At 71.6% G+C, this 24105-nt stretch carries 19 protein-coding genes; 8 read left to right on the top strand and 11 right to left on the bottom strand.

What is annotated here, in order from left to right; translation table 11 throughout:
- The first annotated feature begins 103 nt into the window (after positions 1-103).
- Both ACQPZO_RS02830 and ACQPZO_RS02825 read left to right on the top strand, forming a co-directional pair.
- The gene (locus tag ACQPZO_RS02830; protein WP_433346743.1) at positions 104-3016 is read left to right on the top strand and encodes a M48 family metalloprotease; all 2913 of its coding nucleotides are present in this window, start codon (positions 104-106) and stop codon (positions 3014-3016) included.
- A gap of 118 nt (positions 3017-3134) precedes the next feature.
- On the top strand, positions 3135-4403 hold the full coding sequence (locus ACQPZO_RS02825) for an MFS transporter (RefSeq protein WP_433346741.1): 1269 nt from the start codon (positions 3135-3137) through the stop codon (positions 4401-4403).
- Here the strand turns inward: ACQPZO_RS02825 and ACQPZO_RS02820 are convergent.
- Positions 4381-4569 carry a DUF397 domain-containing protein gene (locus ACQPZO_RS02820; protein WP_433346739.1) on the bottom strand — a complete coding sequence of 63 codons (189 nt, stop codon included), beginning with the start codon at positions 4567-4569 and terminating at the stop codon, positions 4381-4383. The genes ACQPZO_RS02825 and ACQPZO_RS02820 overlap by 23 nt on opposite strands.
- A gap of 450 nt (positions 4570-5019) precedes the next feature.
- Between ACQPZO_RS02820 and ACQPZO_RS02815 the strand changes: the two genes are divergently transcribed.
- Both ACQPZO_RS02815 and ACQPZO_RS02810 read left to right on the top strand, forming a co-directional pair.
- Positions 5020-5394: a hypothetical protein gene (locus ACQPZO_RS02815; RefSeq protein WP_433346737.1), complete on the top strand. Its 375-nt coding sequence runs from the start codon at positions 5020-5022 to the stop codon at positions 5392-5394.
- 72 nt (positions 5395-5466) lie between these two features.
- Complete coding sequence (locus ACQPZO_RS02810; RefSeq protein ID WP_433346735.1) at positions 5467-7572, top strand: protein kinase domain-containing protein; 2106 nt, start codon at positions 5467-5469, stop codon at positions 7570-7572.
- A gap of 573 nt (positions 7573-8145) precedes the next feature.
- Here ACQPZO_RS02810 and ACQPZO_RS02805 read toward each other — a convergent pair.
- The 8 genes from ACQPZO_RS02805 to ACQPZO_RS02770 form a co-directional block, all read right to left on the bottom strand.
- The gene (locus tag ACQPZO_RS02805) at positions 8146-8382 is read right to left on the bottom strand and encodes a hypothetical protein (RefSeq protein WP_433346733.1); all 237 of its coding nucleotides are present in this window, start codon (positions 8380-8382) and stop codon (positions 8146-8148) included.
- Positions 8383-8566: 184 nt separating this feature from the next.
- On the bottom strand, positions 8567-9622 hold the full coding sequence (locus ACQPZO_RS02800; protein ID WP_433346731.1) for a hypothetical protein: 1056 nt from the start codon (positions 9620-9622) through the stop codon (positions 8567-8569).
- An 89-nt stretch (positions 9623-9711) separates the two neighbouring features.
- Positions 9712-11019, bottom strand: coding sequence for an ABC transporter ATP-binding protein (locus tag ACQPZO_RS02795; protein WP_433346729.1), 1308 nt, complete (start codon positions 11017-11019; stop codon positions 9712-9714).
- 119 nt (positions 11020-11138) lie between these two features.
- The gene (locus ACQPZO_RS02790) at positions 11139-13328 is read right to left on the bottom strand and encodes a bifunctional glycosyltransferase/CDP-glycerol:glycerophosphate glycerophosphotransferase (RefSeq protein WP_433346727.1); all 2190 of its coding nucleotides are present in this window, start codon (positions 13326-13328) and stop codon (positions 11139-11141) included.
- Positions 13329-13344: 16 nt separating this feature from the next.
- Positions 13345-15339, bottom strand: a complete 1995-nt coding sequence (locus ACQPZO_RS02785) for a DUF5941 domain-containing protein (protein WP_433346725.1) — start codon at positions 15337-15339, stop codon at positions 13345-13347.
- Positions 15336-16082 (bottom strand): ABC transporter ATP-binding protein, encoded by a 747-nt coding sequence (locus tag ACQPZO_RS02780; protein WP_433346723.1) that lies wholly within the window; start codon positions 16080-16082, stop codon positions 15336-15338. The genes ACQPZO_RS02785 and ACQPZO_RS02780 overlap by 4 nt, the downstream gene beginning before the upstream one ends.
- A gap of 22 nt (positions 16083-16104) precedes the next feature.
- Entirely contained in the window at positions 16105-16932 is an 828-nt protein-coding gene (locus ACQPZO_RS02775; RefSeq protein WP_433346721.1) for an ABC transporter permease, read from the bottom strand.
- 17 nt (positions 16933-16949) lie between these two features.
- Entirely contained in the window at positions 16950-18320 is a 1371-nt protein-coding gene (locus ACQPZO_RS02770) for an L-serine ammonia-lyase (RefSeq protein ID WP_433346719.1), read from the bottom strand.
- 439 nt (positions 18321-18759) lie between these two features.
- On the opposite strand from ACQPZO_RS02770, the gene ACQPZO_RS02765 reads away from it, so the two are divergent.
- Positions 18760-18966, top strand: a complete 207-nt coding sequence (locus ACQPZO_RS02765) for a PspC domain-containing protein (protein ID WP_433346717.1) — start codon at positions 18760-18762, stop codon at positions 18964-18966.
- 74 nt (positions 18967-19040) lie between these two features.
- Here the strand turns inward: ACQPZO_RS02765 and ACQPZO_RS02760 are convergent, their stop codons facing one another.
- Both ACQPZO_RS02760 and ACQPZO_RS02755 read right to left on the bottom strand, forming a co-directional pair.
- Entirely contained in the window at positions 19041-19739 is a 699-nt protein-coding gene (locus ACQPZO_RS02760; RefSeq protein WP_433346715.1) for a DUF4230 domain-containing protein, read from the bottom strand.
- Between the two features lie 303 nt (positions 19740-20042).
- The gene (locus ACQPZO_RS02755; protein WP_433346713.1) at positions 20043-20732 is read right to left on the bottom strand and encodes a TetR/AcrR family transcriptional regulator; all 690 of its coding nucleotides are present in this window, start codon (positions 20730-20732) and stop codon (positions 20043-20045) included.
- 59 nt (positions 20733-20791) lie between these two features.
- Here ACQPZO_RS02755 and ACQPZO_RS02750 point away from each other — a divergent pair, with 59 nt between their 5' ends.
- From ACQPZO_RS02750 to ACQPZO_RS02740, 3 genes are read left to right on the top strand one after another with little or no spacing between them, the layout of a single operon-like run.
- The gene (locus tag ACQPZO_RS02750) at positions 20792-21646 is read left to right on the top strand and encodes an alpha/beta fold hydrolase (RefSeq protein ID WP_433346712.1); all 855 of its coding nucleotides are present in this window, start codon (positions 20792-20794) and stop codon (positions 21644-21646) included.
- Positions 21643-22539 (top strand): alpha/beta fold hydrolase, encoded by an 897-nt coding sequence (locus ACQPZO_RS02745; RefSeq protein ID WP_433346710.1) that lies wholly within the window; start codon positions 21643-21645, stop codon positions 22537-22539. The genes ACQPZO_RS02750 and ACQPZO_RS02745 overlap by 4 nt, the downstream gene beginning before the upstream one ends.
- Positions 22536-24095, top strand: a complete 1560-nt coding sequence (locus ACQPZO_RS02740; protein WP_433346708.1) for an FAD-dependent oxidoreductase — start codon at positions 22536-22538, stop codon at positions 24093-24095. Before ACQPZO_RS02745 ends, ACQPZO_RS02740 begins: the two co-directional genes overlap by 4 nt.
- Positions 24096-24105 lie beyond the last annotated feature (10 nt).

Raw genomic sequence — 24105 nt, 5'->3', positions numbered from 1 at the left:
AGACTTGTCAACAGCGGGCGGGTCGGCGGAAAGATGTGTGACTGTGACCGATCCGCAGCAGTCCGCATCCACCCGTGGGTGCGATGGTCGTCCCGGGCGACCGGTGACCGGCCCGACGCGGGAGGAGCGCGACGCGTCGCCGTACCGGCTGGGCTGGCTGTATCTGCTGGTGGTCGCGGCGCTGGTCGCAGTCGGGATCAGCGCGGGGGACCTCTTCTTCCTGGCCGACCGGTCGCTGAGCGCGCCCTGGGCGCTCGCCCTCACCGACTGCGACCGGGCGTTTGGGGCGACCGCCGCGAATCCCGCCCCGCCCGGGTTCACCGACTGCCTGGCCGATGCTGCCCGACAACGCGGGTCGATCATGGTGGGCGCGGTGGGCGCGGTGCTGGCCGGCGCGGCGCTGTTGCTGCTGGCGGTGCCGTCCGCCGACCTGTGGCGGCTGCGCCGGCACCGGGGCCGCTTCACCGTCCCGGGCGCGACGGACCGGTTCGCCACGCTCTGCGACGACAACGGGCTGACCGGCCGGAACCGGCCGCGCCTGCTCATCGCCGGCCCGCCGGTCCGGCAGGCGTTCATCACCGGTGTCGTCGGCCGGCGGCCGCTCGTCGTACTCCCGGCCGGGGTCGCCGTGGCGTATGACGACCCGGCCCGGTTCGACCCGGTCGTCCAGCACGAACTCGGCCACGTGCGGGCCCGTGACGTGACCTGGGTGGCGGCCGTACGCGGACTGGTCTGGCTCCCCGTGCCCGCAGCCGCCGTCGGTGTCCTGGTGGAGGCCGGCTCCTTCGGGCCGAACGCAATCATCGGCGGTGCGCTGCTGCGGGCCCTGCTGCTGGCGGGCCTGGTCGCGGTGCTCGCGGCCACCCTGCTGCGGGTGCGCGAGCGGGCGGCCGACCGGCACGCCGCGCGGTCCGGCCGGGCGGACGCCCTGACCTCGCTGCTGCGCAACGCCGCCGCCCGAGCCGGACCGGCCGGCAACCGGGTGACCGCCGCGCTGCGCCGCCCGCTCGCCCGCCATCCCTCGCCACTCGACCGGATCCGGTCGATCCGGCAGCCGGACGGCCCGCGCGACGGCGACCTGGCGCAGGGGCTGGCCGTCGGCGCGGTGACGGTGGCGACGATGGCCGCCGTCCACGACCTCACCGCCAACCTGCACTTCGCGGCGCAGGGCTGGCTGCCCGCGACGGTCGACGCCTGGGTCGGCGCCGGTCTTCTCGCCGGCGGGCTCCTGCCGGCGCTGGTCCGCCGCGCGGACTCGGCCCGGCGTACCGGGATTCCGGCAAGCTGGTGGCGGCTGGTCGCGGGCACGGCGGCCGGCCTCTTCGTGGTCGCGCTGGGCACGGCGTGGTTCCCCCTCCCCGGCGGGCTGGGGCTGTTCCAGGCCCCCGGGGCGGCGGGAAGCCTGCTGCTCGCCACCGCCACCGCCGCCCTCGGGGCGGGCGCCGTCGGTCTCTGCGTGGCCCTCGCGACGGTGCTGGCCGCGCCCGGGCCACCGGGCCCGGCGGATGCCCGCCGGCGGCTCGTCGGCTACCCGGTGGCGATCGGCACCACGGCGGCCGTGCTGTGGCCGCTGCCGGTGCTCGCGCCGCTCCTGCACGACCCGGTCGCCCTGCGGGCCTGGCTGGTCTACGCGTTGCCGGACACCGCCTGGTTGCTTCCCGCGCTCGCGTTGCCGGCGCTGATCGCGGCGCGGTTCCGCCCGACCGGGCCCGCCACCCTGCGCCGGCTGGCCGCGTCGGTGGAGGCGAGGGTGGCAGCTCTCGCCGTGCTCATCTGCGGCGGCGGTGCGGTCCTGCACACCCAACTCCAACCGCCCGCCACCCTGGATGAGGCGCTGCGCGCGGCGCAGGCCCGCTGGCTGCTCTGCGCCCTCACCGGGTGGGCCGTCCTGCTCGTCACCGCGACCCGACCGGGCCCACGGGCCCTCTCCCGGTCGGTGCTCGCCGCCGTGGCGACGACCGGGTTGACCGGCGCCCTCCAGTACGCGCACTCGGCGGCGACCGGGCGTTCGGCCGACGCGCTGGCGTTCCGGCTCTCCGTCGGGACGCCCCTGGTCTGGCTGCTGTACCTGGCCGCGCTCAGCTCGGCAGTCCTGCTGCTGCGCCCGTCGCGCGGCCCAGTGCTAACCGGCGCAATGCCGACCGGCGCAGTACCGACCGACGCAGTACCGACCGAGGCGGCACCGCCGGCCCGGATCGCGCTGCCGGCCCGGATCGCGCTGCCGGCGACGGGGCTGACCGCGTTGATGCTGGCCGGAGTGGCCCTCGGGCCCGGAGTGCCCGGCAGCTACGCGCAGCTGCCGGAGCCGGCCCACGCTGCCGCCGGCCCGTCCGCTCCGTCACGACCCGGCGCGGTCGAGCCGACCCCCGGCGGACAACCGGCGACCACCGGGCCCCCGGCCACCGAGGCCTCCCCCGTCGCCGGCGGCCTGCTCACCGCCGCCCAGGCTCGGGTGGCCGCGCGGGCGGTCGGGCCGGCGCTGCCGAAATTCTGGGTGTCCCAGGAGATCGCCCCCGCTGCCAAGCCCCGGATCGAGCCGGCCGCCTGCCGGCCGCTGGTCCTGGACACCTACCTCGACGTGCTCGAACCCGGCGAGCGGGCCCGCGCCGAGGCCAGGTACGCCACCCCGCCCGGCCGGGTCGGCAGCGCGTCGACCACCCTCAACGTCACCGTCACCTCGTACGCCGAGCCCGTACCCGGTGCCGTGTTCGCCGCTGCGGACGCCGCGCGTGCCGGGTGCCGACGCTTCACCATCAGCAGCGGCGGCGGGTCACCCTTGCGGTTCACGGTCGGCACCCGGCCGGCGCCGGTGCTCGGCGAGCAGTCCTGGCGCGTCGACTACGCGCTCTCGCTCGGCAGCGGCTCCAGCCGGATCACCGGCACGTCGGTCGTCCTCCTCGTCCGGGTTGGCCACAACCTCGTCACGCTTACCATGGCCGCGGTGGCGGAGCCACTGGACGAGCGGGTCCTCACCGGCGCGCTGACGGCCGCCGTACGCGCCCTCGCCACGCCCTGAGCCGCCTCGATCGGGCCGCCCATCGCCGGCCGGCCACCCAGCCGGGTTGTCGGCCCCGGCGGGCCCTGCTTTGATCGCAGCGATCAACGGCGAGTTGTTGAAGCGGGAGGTGTGGGGCTTGCGGGCCAGACGGTCCCTGGGCCGGCAGTTCGGATGGCTGTGGGCGGCCTACGCGGTCAGCGCCTACGGGTCCGGGTTCGGGTTCGGTGCCATGCCGCTGATCGCCCTGCTGGTGTTGGATGCCAGCCCCGCTCAGGTGTCCGCCTTATCCGCAGTGGGGCCGGCAGTGGGCGCGCTGATCGCGCTGCCGCTCGGGCCGTGGGTGGAGTTTCGCCGCAAGCGGCCGGTGATGATCGCGATGGACCTGGCCCGGTTCGCGGTCATGATGACGATCCCCGTCGCGTACGCCTTCGGCCTGCTCAGTTTCGTCCAGTTGCTGTTCGTCTCGGTCGTGGTCGCCGCAGCCAAGATCGCCTTCAACGCGGCCAGCGGCGCCCACCTCAGGGACCTCGTCCGGCCGGATGACCTGCTCGTGGCCAACGCGAGGTTCGAGTCCACGACGTGGAGTTCCATCGCGGTCGGGCCGCCACTGGGCGGGGCGGCGATCGGCCTGTTCGGGCCGGTCACCACCGTGGTGGCCGACGCGCTCAGCTACCTGCTCTCCGCGCTGGGGGTCACCGCGATTCGCGGCCGGGAAGAGCCCCCGCGGCGAACCGACAAGCGCCGGCTCCGGGCCGGCGAGCTGCTCGACGGCTGGCGACACCTCCTGGCCCATCCCGGCCTGCGGGCGCTCTACCTCAACCAGTTGCTCGTCGGCGGACTGATCATGGCCACCGAGCCGCTGTTGGCCGTGCTCATGCTCCGCGAGCTCGGATTCCCACCCTGGCAGTACGGCCTCGCCTTCGCCGCCCCCTGCGTCGGCGGACTCATCGGCTCACGCCTCGCCCGCCGCGTCGTGGCGCGGTACGGCCAACACCAGATACTCCGTACGGTCGGCACGCTGCGCGCGGTCTGGCTGATCGGCCTCGCCTTCGTCCAGCCCGGTGTCGCCGGCCTCGCGACCGTGATCGCCGTCGAGCTCGCGATCATCATCAGCATGAGCCTGTACAACCCGGTGCTCGCCACCTACCGACTCGAACAGACACCCAGAGACCGCACCGCCCGCACCCTGTCGGCCTGGTCGATCAGCAGCAGCGCCGCCATCGCCATCCTCAGCGCGCTCGGCGGACTGCTCGCCAGCGCCACCAGCCCCCGCACGGCCATCACGGTCGCGGGACTGCTGATCCTCGCCAGCCCGCTGCTGCTACCCCGCCGCCAGCATTCCGCACCTGTGCCCGACCCCGAGCAGGCGGGCGGGACCGCCCTCAGCGCCGCTTCGCGTACGTGACGAACGCCGACCAGTTCGCCGGGGCGAACACCAGCACCGGCCCCCGCCGGTCCTTGCTGTCCCGCACCCCGACCACCCCGGAAAGGTTGTCGGCCACCTCGACGCAGTCACCCTGGTTGCCGCTGCTGCGGGTGCTCTTGCGCCAGACCGCGCCAGTCAGGTCCATGCCTCTGCCGCCTCCGAGATCGCCGTTAGCGTGGCTCTATGCGGCAGCGCCTCCGCCCGCACGGACTCCCACGCCTGCCGCAGCGAGTGTACGTCCACCGTGCGCTCCACTCGACCGCCGCAACCAGCGACGCCGAGTAGTTCACCCGCTCGCCGAGGGCCTCCTGCGACAGCGCCGCGCCGGACCGCAGGCGGCGAAGCTCCCCCGCGAACAGTTCCAACATGGGCATCCGGTTCATCTGCACACCTCTGCACACACACACGTCGGCCGAGTCGGACGGCTGGGCCGGTGGGGGCGGAACGACTTCCGACAGTAGTCCCGCTGTCAGCACACTGTCACGCAGCGGAGCCGCTGCCGCTTCCTCCCCCGGGAACGCGGCGCGACCGCGCGGGCCCGCCCCTCCACTCCCCCTGGCGGGGCGGGCCCCTCCCACCGACGAAGGAGACCCGCGTGATCAGCCACCAACTCCCGCAGCCCGGCGACGGGCCGGAGGCGGACCGCCCCCGGGCGTACCCGCCGCACGCCCGGCCCCACACGCCGCTGCGCCCCCTGTGGTGCTGCCGCGCCTGCGGGCAGCCCTGGCCGTGTGCGGAGGCCCGACTGCTGCTCAAGGTGGACTACGCCGACAACCAGATCGGCCTGTCGATCTACCTGAGCGGGTTGTACTACGAGGCGGTCCGGGACCTGTACCGGCTCAACCCGGGCGACGGACCCGCCCCGGGCGAACTGTTCGCCCGGTTCGTGGCCTGGGGGCCGTACCGCCGGCCGGCCGTAGGACCCGCCGACGACGGACGCCGCCCTGGCGGGCCAGCCGAACACGGGTGATGCATCTGACTGTCGCTCTTCGGGCAACTACCCGGGCACGCAACCGATTGCCGTGCCGGTACGGTCCTGGCTGTGTCCGACACTCCACAGCGTTCGATCGCCGGCCGATACCGGCTCGTCAGTCCCCTCGGGCAGGGCGGCATGGGACGGGTCTGGCTGGCCCGGGACGAGACGCTACGCCGGGATGTGGCGATCAAGGAGTTGGTGCCGCCACCGGGTCTGACGGACGACGAGCGGCGGGAGATGCGCGAGCGGTCCATGCGCGAGGCGCGGGCGATCGCGCGGCTGGACCAGAGCAATGTGGTACGGATCTTCGACGTGCTGCATGCCGACGGCGAGCCCTGGATCGTGATGGAGTTCGTCCCTTCCCGGTCGCTGCACACGGTGGTGGCCGAGAACGGCCCGCTGACGCCGGCCCAGGTGGCGCGGATCGGCCTGGCCCTGCTCGCCGCGCTGCGCGCCGCCCACCGGGCCGGACTGCTACACCGGGATGTCAAGCCGGCGAACGTGCTGCTCGCCAATGACGGCCGGGTGGTGCTGACCGACTTCGGGCTGGCCACCGCACCTGACGACCCGAGCATGACCCGAACCGGGATCGTGCTCGGTTCGCCCTCATACCTTCCGCCGGAGCGGCTCACCGACGGCCTGATCGGCCCTGCGGCCGACCTGTGGTCGCTCGGCGCGACGCTCTACGCCGCCGTGGAGGGGAAGCCGCCGTACGCGCGGTCGTCGGCGATCGCGACGTTGACCGCCATCGCGACCGATCCGCCGACGCCACCCCAGCGCGCGGGTGCGCTGGCCCCGGCTCTCGAAGGGCTGCTACGCAAGGACCCGAGCCGGCGGATCGACGCCGAGGAAGCCGAGCGACTCCTGCGTCAGGCGGTACCCGAGGAACCGTCCCTGGCACCAGCGCAGGCGTCGGCAAGCCCGACGCCAACGGTCACGACGACGACGGGCCCGACGGCGAAGACGGCGACACACGACGAGTCGACCCCGATGCCGTCCGTCACCACGTCCCCGCTGGACAGGCCGGCCCAGACACCGACCGCTGCCACGACCACCGCCGCCGCCACGAGGCGAAATCGCTGGCTGATCGCCGCCGTCGCGGCCGTGGGCCTTGTCGGCGTCATCGCGGTTCAACCACTCATCAGTAACGCCCTGGCCGACGACGCCAAGCACGACCCGGTGCTCGGCACGTCGGCTTCACCGACCAACGCGCCGATGGCCGGATGGCACTACTACACCGAGGATTCCCGCTTCTCGATACCGGTCCCGGACGGCTGGCAGCAGCTCCGCGACGGCACGCGCGTCGAGTTCCACGAACTGGACAGCCGTCGTGTGCTGGCCATCGACGCTCTGGGCGTGCCGAAGGCCGATCTCCTGGCGGCCGCCCGGGCCGCAGAGGCGGCGGACCGCGAGACCAGGAAGTATCCGGAGTACGAACAGGCCCACCTGCGCAAGGTGAACTACCGGGCGCGGGCGGTGGACCGCGAATGGACCTACACCGCCGCCGGTGGGACGCGGATGCACGCCCTCAGCCGCACCTTCGTCGCCGAAAACGGCCAGGCATACGCGATTGAATGGACCACACCGGACAATGCGTGGGCGGCCGGGCAGGGCGCTCTCTCGCTGATCCTGGAGGGATTCCGCGCGCAGCAGGCCCCGGCATCACCGGGCGGAGCATCGACGTCTCCCCGGCCGAGCAGGAGCGTTTCGCCCTCCCCTCGCGGCAGCGTCACCCCGCCCAGATCACCGAAGCCCGCCAAGAGCAGCACCTCGGCGAAGCCCCGGTTCACCAACCGACCCATTATCAACAACGGCAGCGGCACGTGCATCGACGTACCGGGCAGTTCCCCTACCACAACTGCCAAGATCCAGACATGGGAGTGCCACGGCGCCGCCGGGGGGCAGTTCACCCTCGCCGCAGACCGCACGCTTCGGGTGGTGGGCAAGTGCCTTGAGATCACGGACACCAGCAACGGCCCACACCTACGGATCGCCACCTGCACGGGCAGCGCGAAGCAGCGTTTCGACCTGAACAGCGCGGGCAACCTGGTCACCCTCGGCACGGTCCCGGCCAAATGCGTCGACGTGCCCGGCGGCGACCCCGCCAACGGTGTCTGGCTCAATCTCTGGGACTGCAACGGCAGCGAAAATCAGAAGTGGCACGTCGGCTAGTGCCTCGTCTGCAGCGTTGAGCGGGTAGTCCGTCGGTTCCGGTGTGGTGTCGGGCAAGCATCGCCGCTCTGGCCGCAGCCACCGGGAGGAAGCCCAGGGCCCCGGCAAAGTCGTGAGGGTCTCCGGCTTGGCAGGCCGGCCGCAGGGGATGGCGCGCTGCCGACACCATCGCCGCTCGCCGGGTCGGCCTGCCCTTCTTCGGCCCCTGTGGAGCTGCCCCGTTTGTGCTGCCGGTGGAGCGGGAGCGTGGACGGGGCAGCTCCATAGAGGCCGGAGGGCAGGTTCCCGGCCGGGTGGGGGACGCTTTCGTCAGGCTGCCGCCCGGCTGCCCGGTGTACGGGGCGGCATGGGGCGGCGTAGCGGCGACCTCCCGGAGCATGTGCGGGAGAGGGGCATAGCTGAGGACCGGTGAGACAGAGACCCTGGCCAGGATCTCGGGTCATCTGCAAAGGCGCGGAACGGGACTCCCGGAAGGTGGATGAACTATGGGCGGGATCAGACACCCCGCGACTTTGCCGGGGCCCTGGGAGGAAACCGGCCGCTCCGCATCACTGGGCGGCTTCCTGCCCATCGTCAGAACTGGGGGGCGTACTTGAAGTGCCAGCCGTCGTTCAGCGTTCCCGTCAGGTCGCGGTACAGACACTGCTGCACGTTGTAGGTGTTGCTGAAGTCGGAACGTTCGGCCTCGCAGGCGGCCTGGGTCGGGTAGGGCCCCATCGAGATCCACATCAGCGCATGTGCCGGGCTAGCGATGGCGAGCGTGGCAACGGCGGTAGCCGACATCGCGAACAGAGCAAGTTTCATTTTCATGTCGAGACTATACATCTCGATGTATGGATCTTAGGAGAGATCGACGCAGCAGAAATTCCATAGGTGGCGTAGCAGTGACGTCCGGCTTCCGACCGGACCAGCGGGGTGAACACGTCCGCGGCGAACGGCCCCGACATCGAACTACCCGAACCACGCAGCGCCACGCCAACCTGACAAAGCGCTATTAGAAAAGGTTACCGATGGTGCGGATGATCTCGGCGTAGAAGTTGCCCTCGATGCTGCGGAACAGGGCGAAGCCCTCGCCGGGGCTGCCGAAGAACGGGCGGAGCGTCCAGGCGAGCTGGGTGCCGACGAAGCCGAAGAGCAGGATCCACACGTACAGCAGGGTCATGCTGGCGGGCCGCTCGGCCGCCGGACGCCGGGCCGCCGGCTCCGGCCAGTGCCGGTACTGCGCTGGCGGGTAACCGGCGGGGAGCAGCCCCGGGCCGGGGTGGCCGGGGGCGGCGGCCATCAGACCGGGGTGATTGGGGGCAACAGCCATCGGGACGGGGTGACCGGGGGCGACGGCCATCAGGCCGGGTGCCGCAACCACCGGGGCGGCAGCCTCGGCGACGGGGGCACCCGCGACGGCGGGCACGGCCTCGACGGCGGCTCCGTTGGCGCCGGCCGCCACCGGCACGGGAGCCGGGGCGGGCTGCGCCGGGACCGCCGGGGCGGACACGAGCGCCGGGGCCGGGGCGGCGAGGGCGGAGGCCGGGGCGGGGGCCGAGGCCGGGGCGAGCAGGCCGTGGGCGTTGAGCACCTGCATGCCGCCGGTCAGGAAGCGCAGCCCGACCACCGCGCTCAGCGTCAGGATGGCGACGTTGAGCAGCTTGAAGAAGCCGTAGTCGGGCGCGGTGATCAGGAAGAAGAGGCTGATCGGCGCGAAGGCCACCGCCAGCATCGAGGTGACGGTGACCGCCACCATCACCAGCGCCAGCGACTGTCGCACCGACAGCCGGGCCCCGAAGACCAGGTTGAACAGGTAGAGCGTGGGCAGGCAGATGGCGAGCGTGACCAGGAACAACAGCGGCAGCTTGACCGCCGAGGTCAGCGCCATCAGCACGCTGTGGAACGCGCCGAGCACCGCGCCGTAGCAGGCGAGGGCGATGCCGGAGCTGGCCAGCATCCGCATGGTGAGGCCGTTTAGGTCCCGGTCGGCCACGATCTGCTGCCAGATGCCCTGCCGGTCGCGCAGGATGCGCTCGATGACGAGCGGGCTGGGACGGTCAGCCGACACTGGCGGACCCCTTTCTCACACAGTGCACTGTGGACGAGGCCCGCTGACCGTAGGGCACCGACCTACCCGCCCGCCACCCCGCCCCCGGGTCAGCGCCAGCCCACATCGATCCGGTCGCCGCGCTCGTCGAAGAAGTGCAGCGCGTCCAGGCGCACCGAGACGGCCATCGGATGACCGGCGGAGACCCCCGGGTACGGCGCGAGCCGGACCCCCAGCTCGGCCGGGCGGCGGTGGTGCCGGCCCGGATCGCTGAGCACACTGGTCCGGTTGCCCCGGACGGTCCCGCCGGGGGGCGATTCCGGCTCGGTGCCCCGGCCGGTGAGCCGCTGCACGACCTGCCCGAACCGGCGCCGGCCGCGCTGACCGCCGTCGGCGTCCTCGGGCCGGCTGCCCATCTCGTCCACCACGATGGCGGTGGCCCCGATGTCGAGGAAGGCCAGCGACTCGTGGCCGTGGTGCTCCAGGTAGCGGATCCGGCCCCGGAGCACGTCGCCCGGGGCGTCCGGGGCGACCGGGGTGAGCGCCTCGGCCCGCATCCCGACGACGATCCGCTCGCCGTGGTAGTGCGCGACGGCCCGGCTGCGAATGTCGGTCCAGGGCAGGTAGAGCGACTGCTCGCCGATCTTCAGCGCGACGTACCGGTCGAGGTGGACGTAGACGGACGCCTCCAGCAGGTTCATCTTGGGGCTGCCGAGGAACGCGGCCACGTAGAGGGTGGCCGGGCGGCCGTACACCTGGGTGGGGGTGCCGACGTCCTGGAGCACGCCCTTGCGCATGATTGCCACCCGGTCGGCCATGGTCAGGGCCTCGGCTTGGTCGTGGGTGACGTAGATGGTGGTCACGCCCAGCTCGCGGGTCAGGCCGGAGATCTCCGCCCGCAGCTCCGCCCGCAGCCCGCTGTCAAGGTTGGACAGCGGCTCGTCCATCAGGAAGAGCCCCGGCCGGCGGACGATGGCCCGGCCCATCGCGACCCGCTGGCGCTGCCCGCCGGAGAGCTGGCTGGGCTTGCGGCCCAGCACGTCGCCGATGCCCAGCGCGCTGGCCACGTCGGCGACCCGCTCGTCGCGTGGCGAGGATTCGACCCCGGCCAGCCGCAGCGGGAAGGCGATGTTCTCCCCCACCGTCATGTGCGGGTAGAGGGCGAAGTCCTGGAACACCATGGCGATCTTCCGGTCCCGGGGCTGCACGTCGTTCGCCAGCTCACCGTCGAGCAGGACCGCTCCGGAGCTCGGATCCTCCAGCCCGGCCACCATCCGCAGCACGGTGGACTTCCCGCACCCGGACGGCCCGAGCAGGACCATGAACTCACCGTCGTTCACATCCAGGTTGATCTTGTCGACGGCGACCGTCCCGTCCGGGAAAACCTTGGTCACATCCTTGAGCGCGACGGTTGTCACCGTCTCCTCCCCCAGCTCGGCGGCCGTACCCGAATGATGTGACCAGGATCATCGAGTCCGCGCATCGGGTAAACGTGCCATGTTCGGCTCGTGACAGGCCTATTACAGGGCCACCGGGTTCAGCCCGGTTCGCCGAGAAAAACCCGGCAGACGACCCGCTCGGCGGCGTGGCCGTCGTCCAGGGCGCAGAACCGGGCCCGGAACCGCTCCCGGGCCGCGGTCGCGGCGGGGGCGTCGACCGCGCCGGAGCGGAACAGGTCGAGCAGACCGGGAAAGCTGGTGGTCACGGCGCCGGGCGGCTCGGCGAGCAGGTCCAGGTAGACGCCCCGGGCCAGCCGGTACGCCGTCCAGTCCGGCGCGTACACGACGATCGGCCGGTCCAGCACGGCGTAGTCGAACATCGCCGACGAGTAGTCGGTGACCAGGACGTCGGCGGCGAGGTAGAGGTCCTCGACCCGGTCGTGGTCGCTGACGTCCCGGATCCGGGCGCCACCCGGGCCGAGGACCGGACCCGACGGCCGGCGGTCCCGATCGTGGAAGTAGTGGCTGCGGATCAGCAGCCGGCCGGCCGGGCCGAGCGTGTCGAGCAGCACGTCCGGGTCGAACGGCGGGCGGTACCCGGGCAGGTGCTCGCGGTGGGTCGGGGCGTAGAGCACCACCCGGTCGCCGGGGGCGAGGCCGAGCCGGGAACGCGCCTCGCGCACCTCGGCGGGGGTGGCGGTGGCCAGCCGGTCGTTGCGCGGGTACCCGACCTCCAGCGTGGTGTACGCGGCCGGGTACGCCCGCTCCCACATCTGGGTGGAGAAGCTGTTCGCGGAGACGCTGTAGTCCCACCGGTCCACCCGGCGGAGCAGCTTCGCGAAGTCCATCCCCACCGCGCCGGCCGGGTAGCGCTGCTGGTCCAGCCCCATCACCTTGACCGGGGTGCCGTGGTGGGTCTGCACGTGCACCGAGCCCGGCCGCTTGCGCACGAAGTCGGGGAAGTTCACGTTGTTGACCAGCCAGGTGGCTCGGGCCAGCACCCGGTGGTACTCGCGGCTGCCGGCCACCACGAACTCCACCCCGGCCGGGAGGGAACCGACCCGGTCCCGCCGGATCACCCACACCCCGCGCACCTGCGGTGCCAGCCGGCGGGCCGCCTCGTAGATCGCCGCCGGGTTGCAGGCGTACCCGCGATACCAGTACGCCGCGTACACGGCCAGCGTCGGGTCGAGCGGGCGGCGCAGCTCGGCCCGGTAGTACTCGCGCAGCAGCGCGTCGCGGCCCAGTCGGGCGGCCCGCCGGGCCACCGGCCTCGCCCGGTGGACCTGCCGCCGGGCGGCGTCCCGGGCGTGGTTGGCCGCCCGCAGGGCGCTGAACGTCCGCCACCGGCCGGCGGCGGCCAGCCGGTGCTTGAGCCCCTCCACCCCCTCCGGCACGGGGTGGCCCCCGGGCGGTCGGAAGCGGGCGTGGTCGGCGGTGATCTGGGCGAAGAAGGCGGGCCGCAGCTCGGGAGCGATCCGCTCGCCGTTGCCGAGCACGGTCAGGTAGTGCCAGATCATCCGCTCGAAGACCGCCGGGCGCAGGTCGTCGACGGCAGGCGCCCACCGGTCCATCAGCCGGAACACCCGGTGCCACTGGACGAACACCTCGAAGTGCCGGTCCCCCCGGGTCCGGGTGATCGCGCCGGCCCGGCGCTGCCGGTAGTTGACGCAGACCCGGTCCAGCACCCCGATCCGCTCGGCGGCCAGCAGCACCGGGAAGCTGAACGGCACGTCCTCGTACCAGCCGGTCTCGAAGCGCAGCCCGAGGTCGACCAGGAACTCCCGGCGGACCAGCCGGTTCCACGCGGTGTGCAGCAGCCGCAGCGTCTCCGGCCGCTCGCGCAGCCGGAAGGTGGCCGGTCCGAGCGGCTCGGGGAAGACGTCCCGCATCGCGCTGCGGGTGGGCCGGTTGTCCCAGCGCACCCGGACGTGGTCGACGACGAGCACGTCCGGGCGGGTGGCCCGGAGCCGGGCGGCCACCTCGGCCAGGCAGTCCGGGGCCAGCCAGTCGTCGCCGTCGACGAACCACACGTACTCGCCGCCGGCCAGGTCCAGCCCGGCGTTGCGGGCCGGACCCAGGCCGACGTTCTCGGTCAGCCGGACGGCGCGGACCCGGTGGTCCCGGGCCGCGTAGTCCGCCAGGATGTCGCCGCTGCCGTCCGGCGAGTGGTCGTCGACGCCGATCACCTCGACGTCGTCGAACGGCTGGCCGAGGATCGAGTCGAGGCACTCGCTCAGGTACGCCTGCACCCGGTAGGCCGGTACGACGAAGCTGATCAGCGCCATCGACCGGCCCCCCACGTCAGCCCGGCTGGCGTACGCCTCCACGCGCCGGGACGCCCGCGGCCCGCCGGGCGCGGGCGGGCAGGACGACCCAGGCCAGGACCACGCTCCCGACGAAAACCATGAACAGGTACGCACCGAGTGTAGCCATCACAACAGCCGCGAATCCGACGATCGCCGCGATGGCCAGCAGCACCGAGCGCCCCTCCCAGCCCAGCGTCCACGGGTGCAGCGGCGGGGCCGCCTGCCGCTTCTCCAACCGGGCCGTGAGGTCGTAGTGGTGCAGGGTCAGCACGAAGACGTACCCGAAGACGACCCACGCCGGCACCCCGGCGACCACGCCGACCGCGACGGCGAACAGGTACTCGCCGGCCCGCAGCGCGGCCGGGACCAACCAGTCCAGCGGGCCGTTGTGTGCCGCCCCGGCACCCAGGCCGGCGACCAGCAGCACCAGCAGTGCCGCCGGCACCGCCCAACGCAGGCCGGCCGGGTCCCCGTCCCCACCCGCCCGCAGCAGGCCCGCGACCAGCAGCGCCCCCGGGCCGAGGGCACCGATCACCGCCAGGGTCAGCGGGCCCACCGGGCGCAGCGCCGGGAACCGGGCCGCGAGCGGGCCGTCGTCGCGGTGCAGGGTGGCGTCGACCGTGTCCAGCACCGGCACCCGCATCCAGCGGGCCCGCAGGGTACGCAGCGCACCCGTGTACGCGAACGCCAGCACCCCCCAGGTCAACACCGCGACCAGGCTGACCAGCGGATCGAACAGCGCGACGGTCAGCGCGATCAGCGCCCACCGCTCCCCGATCGGGAACACCACCGTCCGCTTCAGCCAGTACGACAGCGAACCCGTGTCGGCCTGCACCCGGGTCGACGCGGCGTTCAGTTTGTCGCCGATCCCGCCGCCGCCCGCGTCGGCGGTCCTCGGCCGGCGGGCCGCCTCGTCGTGCAGCACCCCGTACCAGGTGTCGGTCATGTGCCGGACGGTCTGCAACGTCATCGCGGCGACGGCCAGCGCCCAGCCGTACCGGTAGCCGGCGGCCGTCGCCCCGTAGCCGAGGCCGGCGTAGACCACGTACTCCTTGGCCCGGTCGGCCATGGTGTCCAGCCAGCCGCCCCACGCGCTGAAGTGCCGGGTGTAGCGGGCGAGCTGCCCGTCCACGCAGTCCAGCATGAAGCCGAGGTAGAGCAGCACCGCGCCGGTGACCAGCGCGGGCCGGCCGCCGACGCCGAACAGCACCGCCGCGGCGACCGCGAACAGCACGGAGATCGCGGTGACCCCGGTCGGGGTCAGCTTGAGCCGCGCCGACGCCTTCGTGACGTACGGGGACCAGGTGCTGACGAAGTACGTGGTGAAGAAGTCGTCCTTCTCCTTCACCGACAACCGCAGCTCGGCCTTGTCCTCGTCGACCGCTGCGAGGGCCGCCTCGGCGGCGGCCAGCCCCGCCGGGTCGGCGACCCGGTGGGCGACGAGCAGGCGTACCCGGTGGGCGAAGGTCAGCGTGCCGAGCGCGGTGAGGCCGGCGAACAACCGGTCCACCGCGGGCCCGGGGGCTGTGCCGGCCGGCGATCCGCCCGCGGCGGCGGCCCGGGCGGCGGCGGCCAGGGCCGGCAGGTCGTTTACCCCCACCCGCAGCGCCCCGCCGAACACCCCGGTCGCACCGCCTTCGAGCTGCCCGTCAACGCCGGCGGCGACCACCTGGCCGCGCTCCTCGCGCACCACGGCCCCGCCGGGGGCCGGCGGGTCGGTGAGCACCAGGGCCACCGTCGGCCCGACCGGGCTGGTGGCCAGGTGCCGCAGTACGGCGGTGTGCGCCACCAGGTCCGCCCCGCTGACGATCACCGGCCCGGTCGCGGCGTCGGCGAGGGCGGCCAGCTCGGCCAGGTCGGCGGCGTGCCGCACCTGACCCGCCCCGGCCCGGCGCCACTGGTCGGCCAGCCGGTCGGCGAGCGTCGCCCCGGCGCGTGTCGGCAGGCCCGCGGCCGGAGAACCGGCGGCGAGCACGATCGCGAGCGTCACCGCGGAACCGCGGTGTGGTACGCGTCCAGCGCCTCGGCGATCGTCCCATCGACGGTCAGCCGCCCGGCGTCGAGGTACAGCCCCCGACGGCAGAACCGGGTCAGATCCTTTTCGTTGTGTGACACCAGCACCAGTGTGCGTCCCTCCCCCAGCAATCGGTCGATCGTCGCATAGCACTTCTCGCGGAACTCCGCGTCCCCGACCGCGGTCACCTCGTCCATGAGCAGGATCGGGTGCGGCAGGTGCGAGATGATGGCGAAACCGAGCCGCACCTTCATCCCGGAGGAGTAGTGCCGCACCGCCGCGTCGATGGCCCGTTCCACCTGCTCACCGGCGAAGGAGACGATCTCGTCGAAGTGTTCGCGCAGGTAGCCCGACGACAGTCCGTGCAGTCCGCCGACGAGGTACAGGTTCTCCCGCCCGGTCAGGTCGTTGGAGAAGCCGGCGGACAGCTCCAGCAGCGGCGCCACGTCGCCACGGACCCGGATGCGTCCCTCGTCGGGGATCAGCACCCCGGCGATCAGCCGCAACAGGGTGCTCTTGCCGGTGCCGTTGCGGCCGACCACCCCGACCATCTCGCCGGCCGCGACGGAGAACGACACGTCCCGCAACGGCCAGAACCGGCCGGCGTCGGCCGACCGGTCACCCGGTCGGATGAAGAACTCCCGCAGCCGCAGTTGCCGCCGACGGTTACGGACGAACCGGATGCCGAGGCCGTCCGCCTCGATGATCGGTTCCGCCATCACCGCTCCCTGAACGCCGTCATCACAGCTCCTTGAGCACGGCGGGTTCGAGCCGGCGGAACGCCCACCAGCCGGCCACCAGCACCAGCAGGCTCACCACGATCGTGGTGGTCAGCAGCCGGGCGTCGGGGAACTGGTCCGGGTACCAGACCGCGTGGTGGAGCTGGAAGATGCCGACCAGCGGGTTCAGCTCGTACCCGGTCTTCACCCAGCCGGGCATGGTGGACTCCCGGACCAGGCTGAGCGGGTAGATGATCGGGGTGGCGTAGAACAACAGCCGGATCAACAGCCGCATGAACCGCTCGATGTCGCGCATCAGCACGTTGAGCGCCGACAGCAGCAGCGCCAGCCCGACCAGCAGCACCGCCTGGACTGCGACGGCGAGCGGCAGGGCGAGCACCGACCACCCGGGGTGCACCTCGCCGCGCGCCACGTAGACGGCGGCGATGGCGACCAGGATCGGCAGGCCGGCGGCGTACTCGGCGAACCGGCCGGTGATCCGGCTGATCGGGAAGACCTGGCGCGGCACGTTCAGCGTGGTGATCAGCCGGGCCTGCCCGGTCAGCGCGTTGGTCGCCTCGCTCAGCGCCGAACTGGTCCACATCCAGGCGAAGATGCCGGTGATCAGGAACAGCGGGTACGACGCGGCGGCCTGCCCGAGGTGCCGGCTGGTGTCCCCGGAGTAGAGCACCCCGAAGACGAACCAGTAGATCGCCCCCATGCCGAGCGGCTCGATCAGCGACCAGAGGTACCCGAGCACCGACTGCTGGTACTTCACCGCCAGGTCGCGCCGGACGAGAATGCGCAGCGAGTTCCGGTGCGCCCACAGCGCCCCGACGCCAGACGTCACCCCGCCTCCTCGCCGGATCAGCACTCAATCACGTTGACGGCCAGGCCGCCCCGCGCCGTCTCCTTGTACTTGACCTTCATGTCGGCGCCGGTCTCACGCATCGTCTTGATCACCTTGTCCAGCGAGACGTGGTGCACCCCGTCGCCGCGCAACGCCAACCGGGCGGCAGTGATCGCCTTGATGCTAGCCACCGCGTTCCGCTCGATGCAGGGGATCTGCACCAGGCCACCGACCGGGTCGCAGGTGAGCCCGAGATTGTGTTCCATGCCGATTTCGGCCGCGTTCTCCACCTGCTCGGGGGTGCCGCCGAGGGCCTCGGCCAGCCCGGCGGCGGCCATCGAGCAGGCCGAGCCGACCTCCCCCTGGCAGCCCACCTCGGCACCGGAGATCGAGGCGTTCTCCTTGAACAGCACGCCGATCGCCCCGGCCGCCAGCAGGAACCGGACCACGCCCTCGTCGGACGCCCCCGGCACGAACCGGGTGTAGTAGTGCAGCACCGCCGGGATGATCCCCGCAGCGCCGTTGGTCGGGGCGGTGACCACCCGGCCGCCGGCCGCGTTCTCCTCGTTGACCGCGAGCGCGAACAGGGTCACCCAGTCCATCACCCGCAGCGGGTCGGTGGTCCCGGTGTCCGCCTCCAGGCTGCGCCGCAGCTCCGCCGCGCGCCGTCGCACCTTCAGCCCACCCGGGAGCACGCCGTCGCGCTCGCAGCCCTGCTCGACGCACTCCCGCATCACCCGCCAGATCTCCAGCAGCCCGTCGCGCACCTCGCCCTCGGTGCCCCGGGACAGCTCGTTGGCGAGCATCACCTCGCTGATCGACAGCCCGTTGCCGGCGCTGACCCGCAGCAGCTCCGCCCCGGTCAGGAACGGGTACCGGACCAGGGTGGTGTCGGGGACGATCCGGTCCGCCCCGGCCGCCTCCTCGTCGACCACGAACCCGCCGCCGACCGAGTAGTACGTCCGCTCCCGCAGCTCCGCCCCCGCGGCGTCGTACGCGACGAAGGTCATCCCGTTCGGGTGGTACGGCAGCGACCGACGCCGGTGCAGCACCAGGTCCCGGTCCGGGTCGAAATCGATCTCCTGGACGCCGAGCAGACCCAGCCGCCGCTCGGCCCGGATCCGCGCCACCCGGGGCCCGACGGTGTCGGTGTCGACCGCCTCCGGCGCCTCGCCCTCCAGCCCGAGCAGCACCGCCCGGTCGCTGCCGTGGCCGTGGCCGGTGGCGCCGAGCGAGCCGAACAGCTCGGCCCGCACCCGGGCCGTCGCGGAGAGCAGCCCGTCGGCCTTGAGCCCGGCGACGAACGTCCGGGCGGCCCGCATCGGGCCCACGGTGTGCGAGCTGGACGGCCCGATGCCCACGCTGAAGAGGTCGAAAACGCTGATCATGTGCACTTCCTCGCCGTCGACCCCGCAAAGCGGGCCCAGCCCGGTCGCGGCCTCCCCGGTCGGGTCGGCCGTCCCACCGCCGTCCGGGTGTGGACGGCCCAACCGGCCAGCCTACCCGCCCAGGTCACCCCCCTCCAGTCCCCGCACCCGCCCCACCGCAGCGTCAAGATCCCCGCCTAATTCACGGAATCAGTGGTGTCCGCGCCACCGCGAGGCCACTCTTTCCCCGAATTAGCGCGATCCAGCGCGTCACGGGGCGGGGTGGCGGGGGCGAACCGGGGCGGGGGCGGCGCGGGGAGGCGTTGCGGCCGGGGTGCCCGGGTAAGCACCTACGGGACAGGGGTCGCGGGATCCCCCTCGGGACGGAGGGCGGGGCGGTCGTCCGTTCCTACCGTGGAATACAGAGGCGGCGGGTACGCCGCAGAGTGGGAGTACGACGATGAGTCGCAAACTGGTCCGGCCCCGCGAGGGGCGCATGCTCGCCGGGGTCTGCGTCGGCCTGGCCCGCCGGTTCAACACCTCCGCCAACATGATCCGGCTGCTGTTCCTGCTGTCGCTGCTGCTGCCCGGCACCCAGGTGGTCGTCTACCTGGTGCTGTGGGTGCTCATGCCGAACGAGGACCGCTACGCCGCCGCCCGCCACTGACCCGCCACCCGCCACGTGCGCAAGCGCCCGCCCCGGACTGCCGGGGCGGGCGCTTCGTCGCTGACGGGAGGACGTCAGGGCGCGGTGTAGGTGACGGTCACCTTCTCGTACCCGAGGGAGCGGAGCAGGCCCTCCAACATCTTGCGGGTGTTCTCCTCGGCGCGGGCGGTCAGCCCGCTGTCCCGGGCGGCGGCGGTGATCCGGTCCTCGGCCAGCTTGTACACCTGCTGCTGGCGGTTCGGGTCGCCCTTGACCAGGTCGTTGAGCCGGTTGAGCAGCCCTCGCTGCTGCGCGACGACGTAGCTCTTTTCCATGTCCAGGTTGGTCTGGGCGAGCTGCGGCGCGGGAAGCTTGACCTCGACGGACTTCCCGTCGGCCGAAACGGCGATCGCCCCCTCGGCGATCTTGCCGAAGTCGACGTACGCCTCGACGCTGCCCGCCCCCACGAAGAGGGTGCGCTCGTTGAGCAGGAACTCCGGGACGTTGTTCCGGTCGTTCTGCAGGTCGACCACGACCTGGAAGTTGCCCTCGGCCGCGACGTAGCGGCTGAGATCCTGGATCGACTTCAGCAGCGGGGGCTGGCTGCGGTCGGTCTGTTCCTTGCTGAACGGGTTGCGGAAGTCCGGAAAGACCCCGGCGACCTGCGTGCCGAGCAGCACCACCACGGCCAGCGCCGCGGCGCCGAGCACCACGAGCAGCCCCCGGGCGGGCCCGGAGGGGCCACGCGGGGCGGGCCGGTCGACCTGACCGTCGGGCTCACCGTCAGGGGACATCGCGCTCACCATCCTCGATCGGACACATCGTCTTCCGATGACGGTACGGCCCTCGTGCGACACCCGCTCGGCGAGAACCCGGTCTGCGTGTGTCGCACTCTGGACGGTCCCCTCCGCACCACGCCGGGACTGGGTCGTCGTGCCAGGTCACCAGCCCGCCCCGGCAGCGTGGTAGGCCGACCGGAGCGCGACGGGGTGTTGATCTGTAACGCTATCGGGTACTGACAGAGGCGGATTTTGAAGATGCCATCCACCCGGCTCCTCGACCTCGCCCCGGGTTGTTGGCAGCCGCTGGCCGGGTCGTTATCCGTCGCCGCGTAACTGGCGCAGACCGCTGATGATCAGCTCCAGCCCGAAAGTGAACTCGTCTTTCAACAGCACGGGCAGTGTGTCGGCGACGGCAAGGGTGGCGGGGAACTGAGACGGCGTCAGATCCTGGAAGAGAACGGGCGCCGATGCTTGATCGGTTTGGTCCGTAGAGCCGGCGAGCTGAATCGCAAAGCCCAGGACGTAGCGGGCCAGCGTGGCGTAGGAACGTGCGGCCAGGTGCGGTGGGAAGTCACTGTTGAGCAGGGCGGCAATACAGCGTTCGCGGAGCATCATCGCGTTCGGGCCCATCGGCATCTGCTCGACCAGCAGTGATGCCACCTTCGGGTGGCCGCTCAGGACGTCGAACATCCTCTGGGCGACGCTGCGGCAGACCTGGTCCCAGCTCATCTCGGCGAGCATTTCTGCATCGAGTTCGACCTCGCCGAACACATGGTCGACGACCTTAGTGATCATCTTTGCCCGGTTGCCGAAATGCCGGTACAGCGTGGCAGTGCCCGAGTCGAGTCGCTGCGCCAGGAGGCGCATGGACAGGGCGTCGGCACCGCCCTCATCGAGGATCTGCAAGGCCGTCGCGACGATCCGGCCGACGGGGACTGCGGGTCGGCCGGGGGCACGTCCGGCTGACGCGACGGCTTCGGCTACGGGGCGGGGCAGGCTGCTCACGGAGACAAGTATGGCCTGCTCTTGACGCCCCAGATAGTTTCGGCAACACTGTTGCCATTATGACGGACAGTACGCACGGCTCCGATCCTGATTCCCGGTTCATCTCGGTGGATGGCCTGCGGGTGCACTACAAGCGCGCTGGCACGGGGCCGGTTGTGGTGTTGCTGCACGGCAGCGGGTCGTCAATGCACGCCTTCGACAGCGTGGCGGCCCGGCTGGCGCAGGCCTCTGACGTGGTCCGCTTGGACCTGCCCGGCTTCGGCTTGACGGGCCCGCGCCCTGATCGCGACTACCGCATTGGCACGTACGTGGCGACGGTAGCCAGCTTCATGGCCGCCCTGAACGTGGCGCACTACACGGTCGCCGGGAACTCACTGGGCGGCAACCTCGCGTGGAACCTCGCGTTGAGCCATCCGGGCCGAGTCGACGGACTCGTGTTGATCAACGCAACCGGCTATCCGGAGAAGACGCTGCCCGCCGGTCTGCGGCTGGCGCGTAATCCGCTGCTGCGGCCGCTGCTGCGGCGATGGCTGCCGCGCAGCGCGACTGAACGCAGCCTGCGAGAGGCCGTCGGTCAGCATTCGAAGATCGTGGATGACGCGATGGTTGACCGAGTGCACACGCTGATGAACCGGCCCGGGAATCGGTCGGCGTTCGTTGACCTGGCCAACACCGATCAGCCTGACCGGAGTTCGCTGATCAAGCAGATCGCGGTGCCGGCTCTGGTGTTGCGCAGCGCCAGCATCGACGGGCAGCACTTCGCCCGCGACATCTCCGGAAGTCACGAGATGGTCCACGCCGACGGCGGGCACCTGCTGCCGGAAGAAGATCCTGAGTGGGTGGCAGAAGCCATCGGCGAGTTCATGCGGTCCATCGCGGGAGTATCACGGCGCCGGCAGGGAGATCAGCCATGAGGTACTTCGTAGGGCCCGGCGAGGACCGCACGCTCGACGAGGAGATGCGGCGGGAGCTGCGTGGCAGTTTCGTCCCGCTAACTGACGGTACTACCCACTACGAGCTGTCCGGTCCCACCGATGGTGAACTGGCCGTGCTGGTCGGCGGACTGACGATTCCGCTGTTCTACTGGGACGACGTCGCATCGCGCCTGCACGCCGACGGGCTGCGCACCCTGACCTACAGCGCCTACGGACGTGGCTACTCCGATCGAGTGCACGCCACCTACGGCGAGGCCCTGTTCGTACGCCAGCTCGCCGAACTGATGGCGACGCTTGGCCTCAAGCATCCGCACCATGTGGTCGGGACCTCCATGGGCACGCTGATCGCGATGGCCTACACCGGGCGGCAGGCCGCATCCGTTTCGACCCTCACCGTGCTCGGCCCTGCGGGCCTGACCCGGCGTCCGCCACCGCAGCAGCTGCTGCGGAGCGGCCTGGTGGCAGATTTCGTCGCCCGGCGATTCGGACGCCGACTACTCGAAGGGCACTTGCGGCACAACGTGCGCGATCCCGAGCAGGCGGCCGCCTTGGCGGCGATGGTCCTCGATGCCTACCGGTACGAAGGCTCCCTGTATGCGCTGTTCTCGACGCTGCAGAACTTCCCCCTGTACAGCCGTCACGAGCTGTTCCGGCGAACCGGAAACCTGGGGGTCCCGACGATGTTGATTTGGGGAGCCGACGACCAGGTCACCCCGATCGCGCACATCGACACCGCTCGGGCCCTGCTCCAGCCGCGACGGACCCATGTCATCACCGAGTGCGGGCACATGGCTCCTCTCGAGCGCCCCCGCGACGTAGCCGACCTGCTCGCGTCGTTCGCGGTATCCCAGAATGATTGGCGACAACCATGAACAAGAACATCGACGTCCTGGTCGCGGGTGCCGGTCCGACCGGCACCGCCCTGGCGATCGACTTGGCCCGCCGAGGATTGAACGTCCGCATCATCGACAAATCGGCCCGTGCTTTCGAGGGCTCCCGCGCCAAGGGCATCCAGCCCCGCACCCTTGAGGTCCTCTACGATCTCGGAGCGCTCACCGACATCCTCGCCGATGGCGACGACTACCCACTCCTCAGCATCCACCTGGGGCCAGTGGCGATCCCGTGGCGCATGTTCCGTAATCGTGAACCCACCTCGGACATCCCCTTCCCCAACACCCGACTCATCCCGCAGTACCGCACCGACAGCGCATTACATGCCCGACTACAGCAGTTGGGAACCCGGGTCGAATTCGGGCGCGAGCTCATCGAATTCTCCCAGGACGACGAAGTGGTGACCGCGAAGGTGGCCGGCGACGCCGGCATCGAGGAAATCACCGCCCGTTATCTCGTAGGAGCTGAGGGCGGTGCGAGCACGGTCCGCAAACAGCTCGGTCTCGGATTCATCGGCTCCACCGACGAATCGGACCGGATGCTCATCGTCGACGCCGTCACCACCGGCCTGTCGCGAGACCGGTGGCATGTCTGGCCGGGCCTGAAGGGGCGGTTCGTCGGCGCTTGCCCGCTGCCGCACAGTGAAGTTTTCCAATGGATGATCCGGTTGGCCCCCGAGGAAGTACCTCAGGACGGCCTGGCGGAGATCAACCAACGCATCCAAGCCCACGTCCGTAATCGCCGCGTCAAACTGCACGACATGCGATGGCGGTCGGTGTTCCGCCCGAACATCCGCCTGGCCGAAGGATATCGCCGCGGCCGTGTCTTCATCGCCGGTGACGCCGCCCATGTCCACACCCCCGCGGGCGCGCAAGGCTTGAACACCGGTATCCAGGACGCCTACAACCTCGGCTGGAAACTCGCACAGGTCGTAGCTGGCGCCGACGCCCGGCTACTGGACACATACCAAGCTGAACGTCTGCCGATCGCGGCGGGAGTGCTCGGCCTCTCCACCGAGAAGTACGCGGGTATCGCCAAGCTCGACCCGTCGAGTCTGCGCCGCGGCAAGGATGAGCAACAACTGTTACTGAGCTACTACGGTGGCCCACTCGCGCCTACGAAACTCGCCGGCACCACCACGCTGCGAGTAGGCGACCGGGCCCCGGATGCGGAACTACTGGGGCCTGGCGGCGTACGGGTTCGGCTGTTCGACCTCTACCGGGGACCGCATTTCACTGCACTGGCCTACGGTTCTCGCGCCGGCGAGGCACTCGACCAGCTCGACTGGCCAACAGGCGGAGCGCGTCTCACCCGCGTCGTGGTGGACGCGACCGCCCGCGCTGATCACGTGCTGACCGATGCCGCGCAGTCGTTCCGCCGCGTCTACGGCCTCGACGGCGACACGTTGCTCCTCATCCGGCCGGACGTTTACCTCGGGCAGGTAGCAACCTCTGACCTGCTCGACACGACACGCGCCGCCATGCAGACGATGACACCGCCGGCACGGGGGGTCAGCCGAACGCGGGAAGCCCGGTGACGGGAGGCCC

The organism is Micromonospora sp. CA-111912 (assembly GCF_050948415.1).
In the GTDB taxonomy this organism is placed as follows: domain Bacteria; phylum Actinomycetota; class Actinomycetes; order Mycobacteriales; family Micromonosporaceae; genus Micromonospora.
This window is presented reverse-complemented; position numbering and strand designations above follow the sequence as displayed.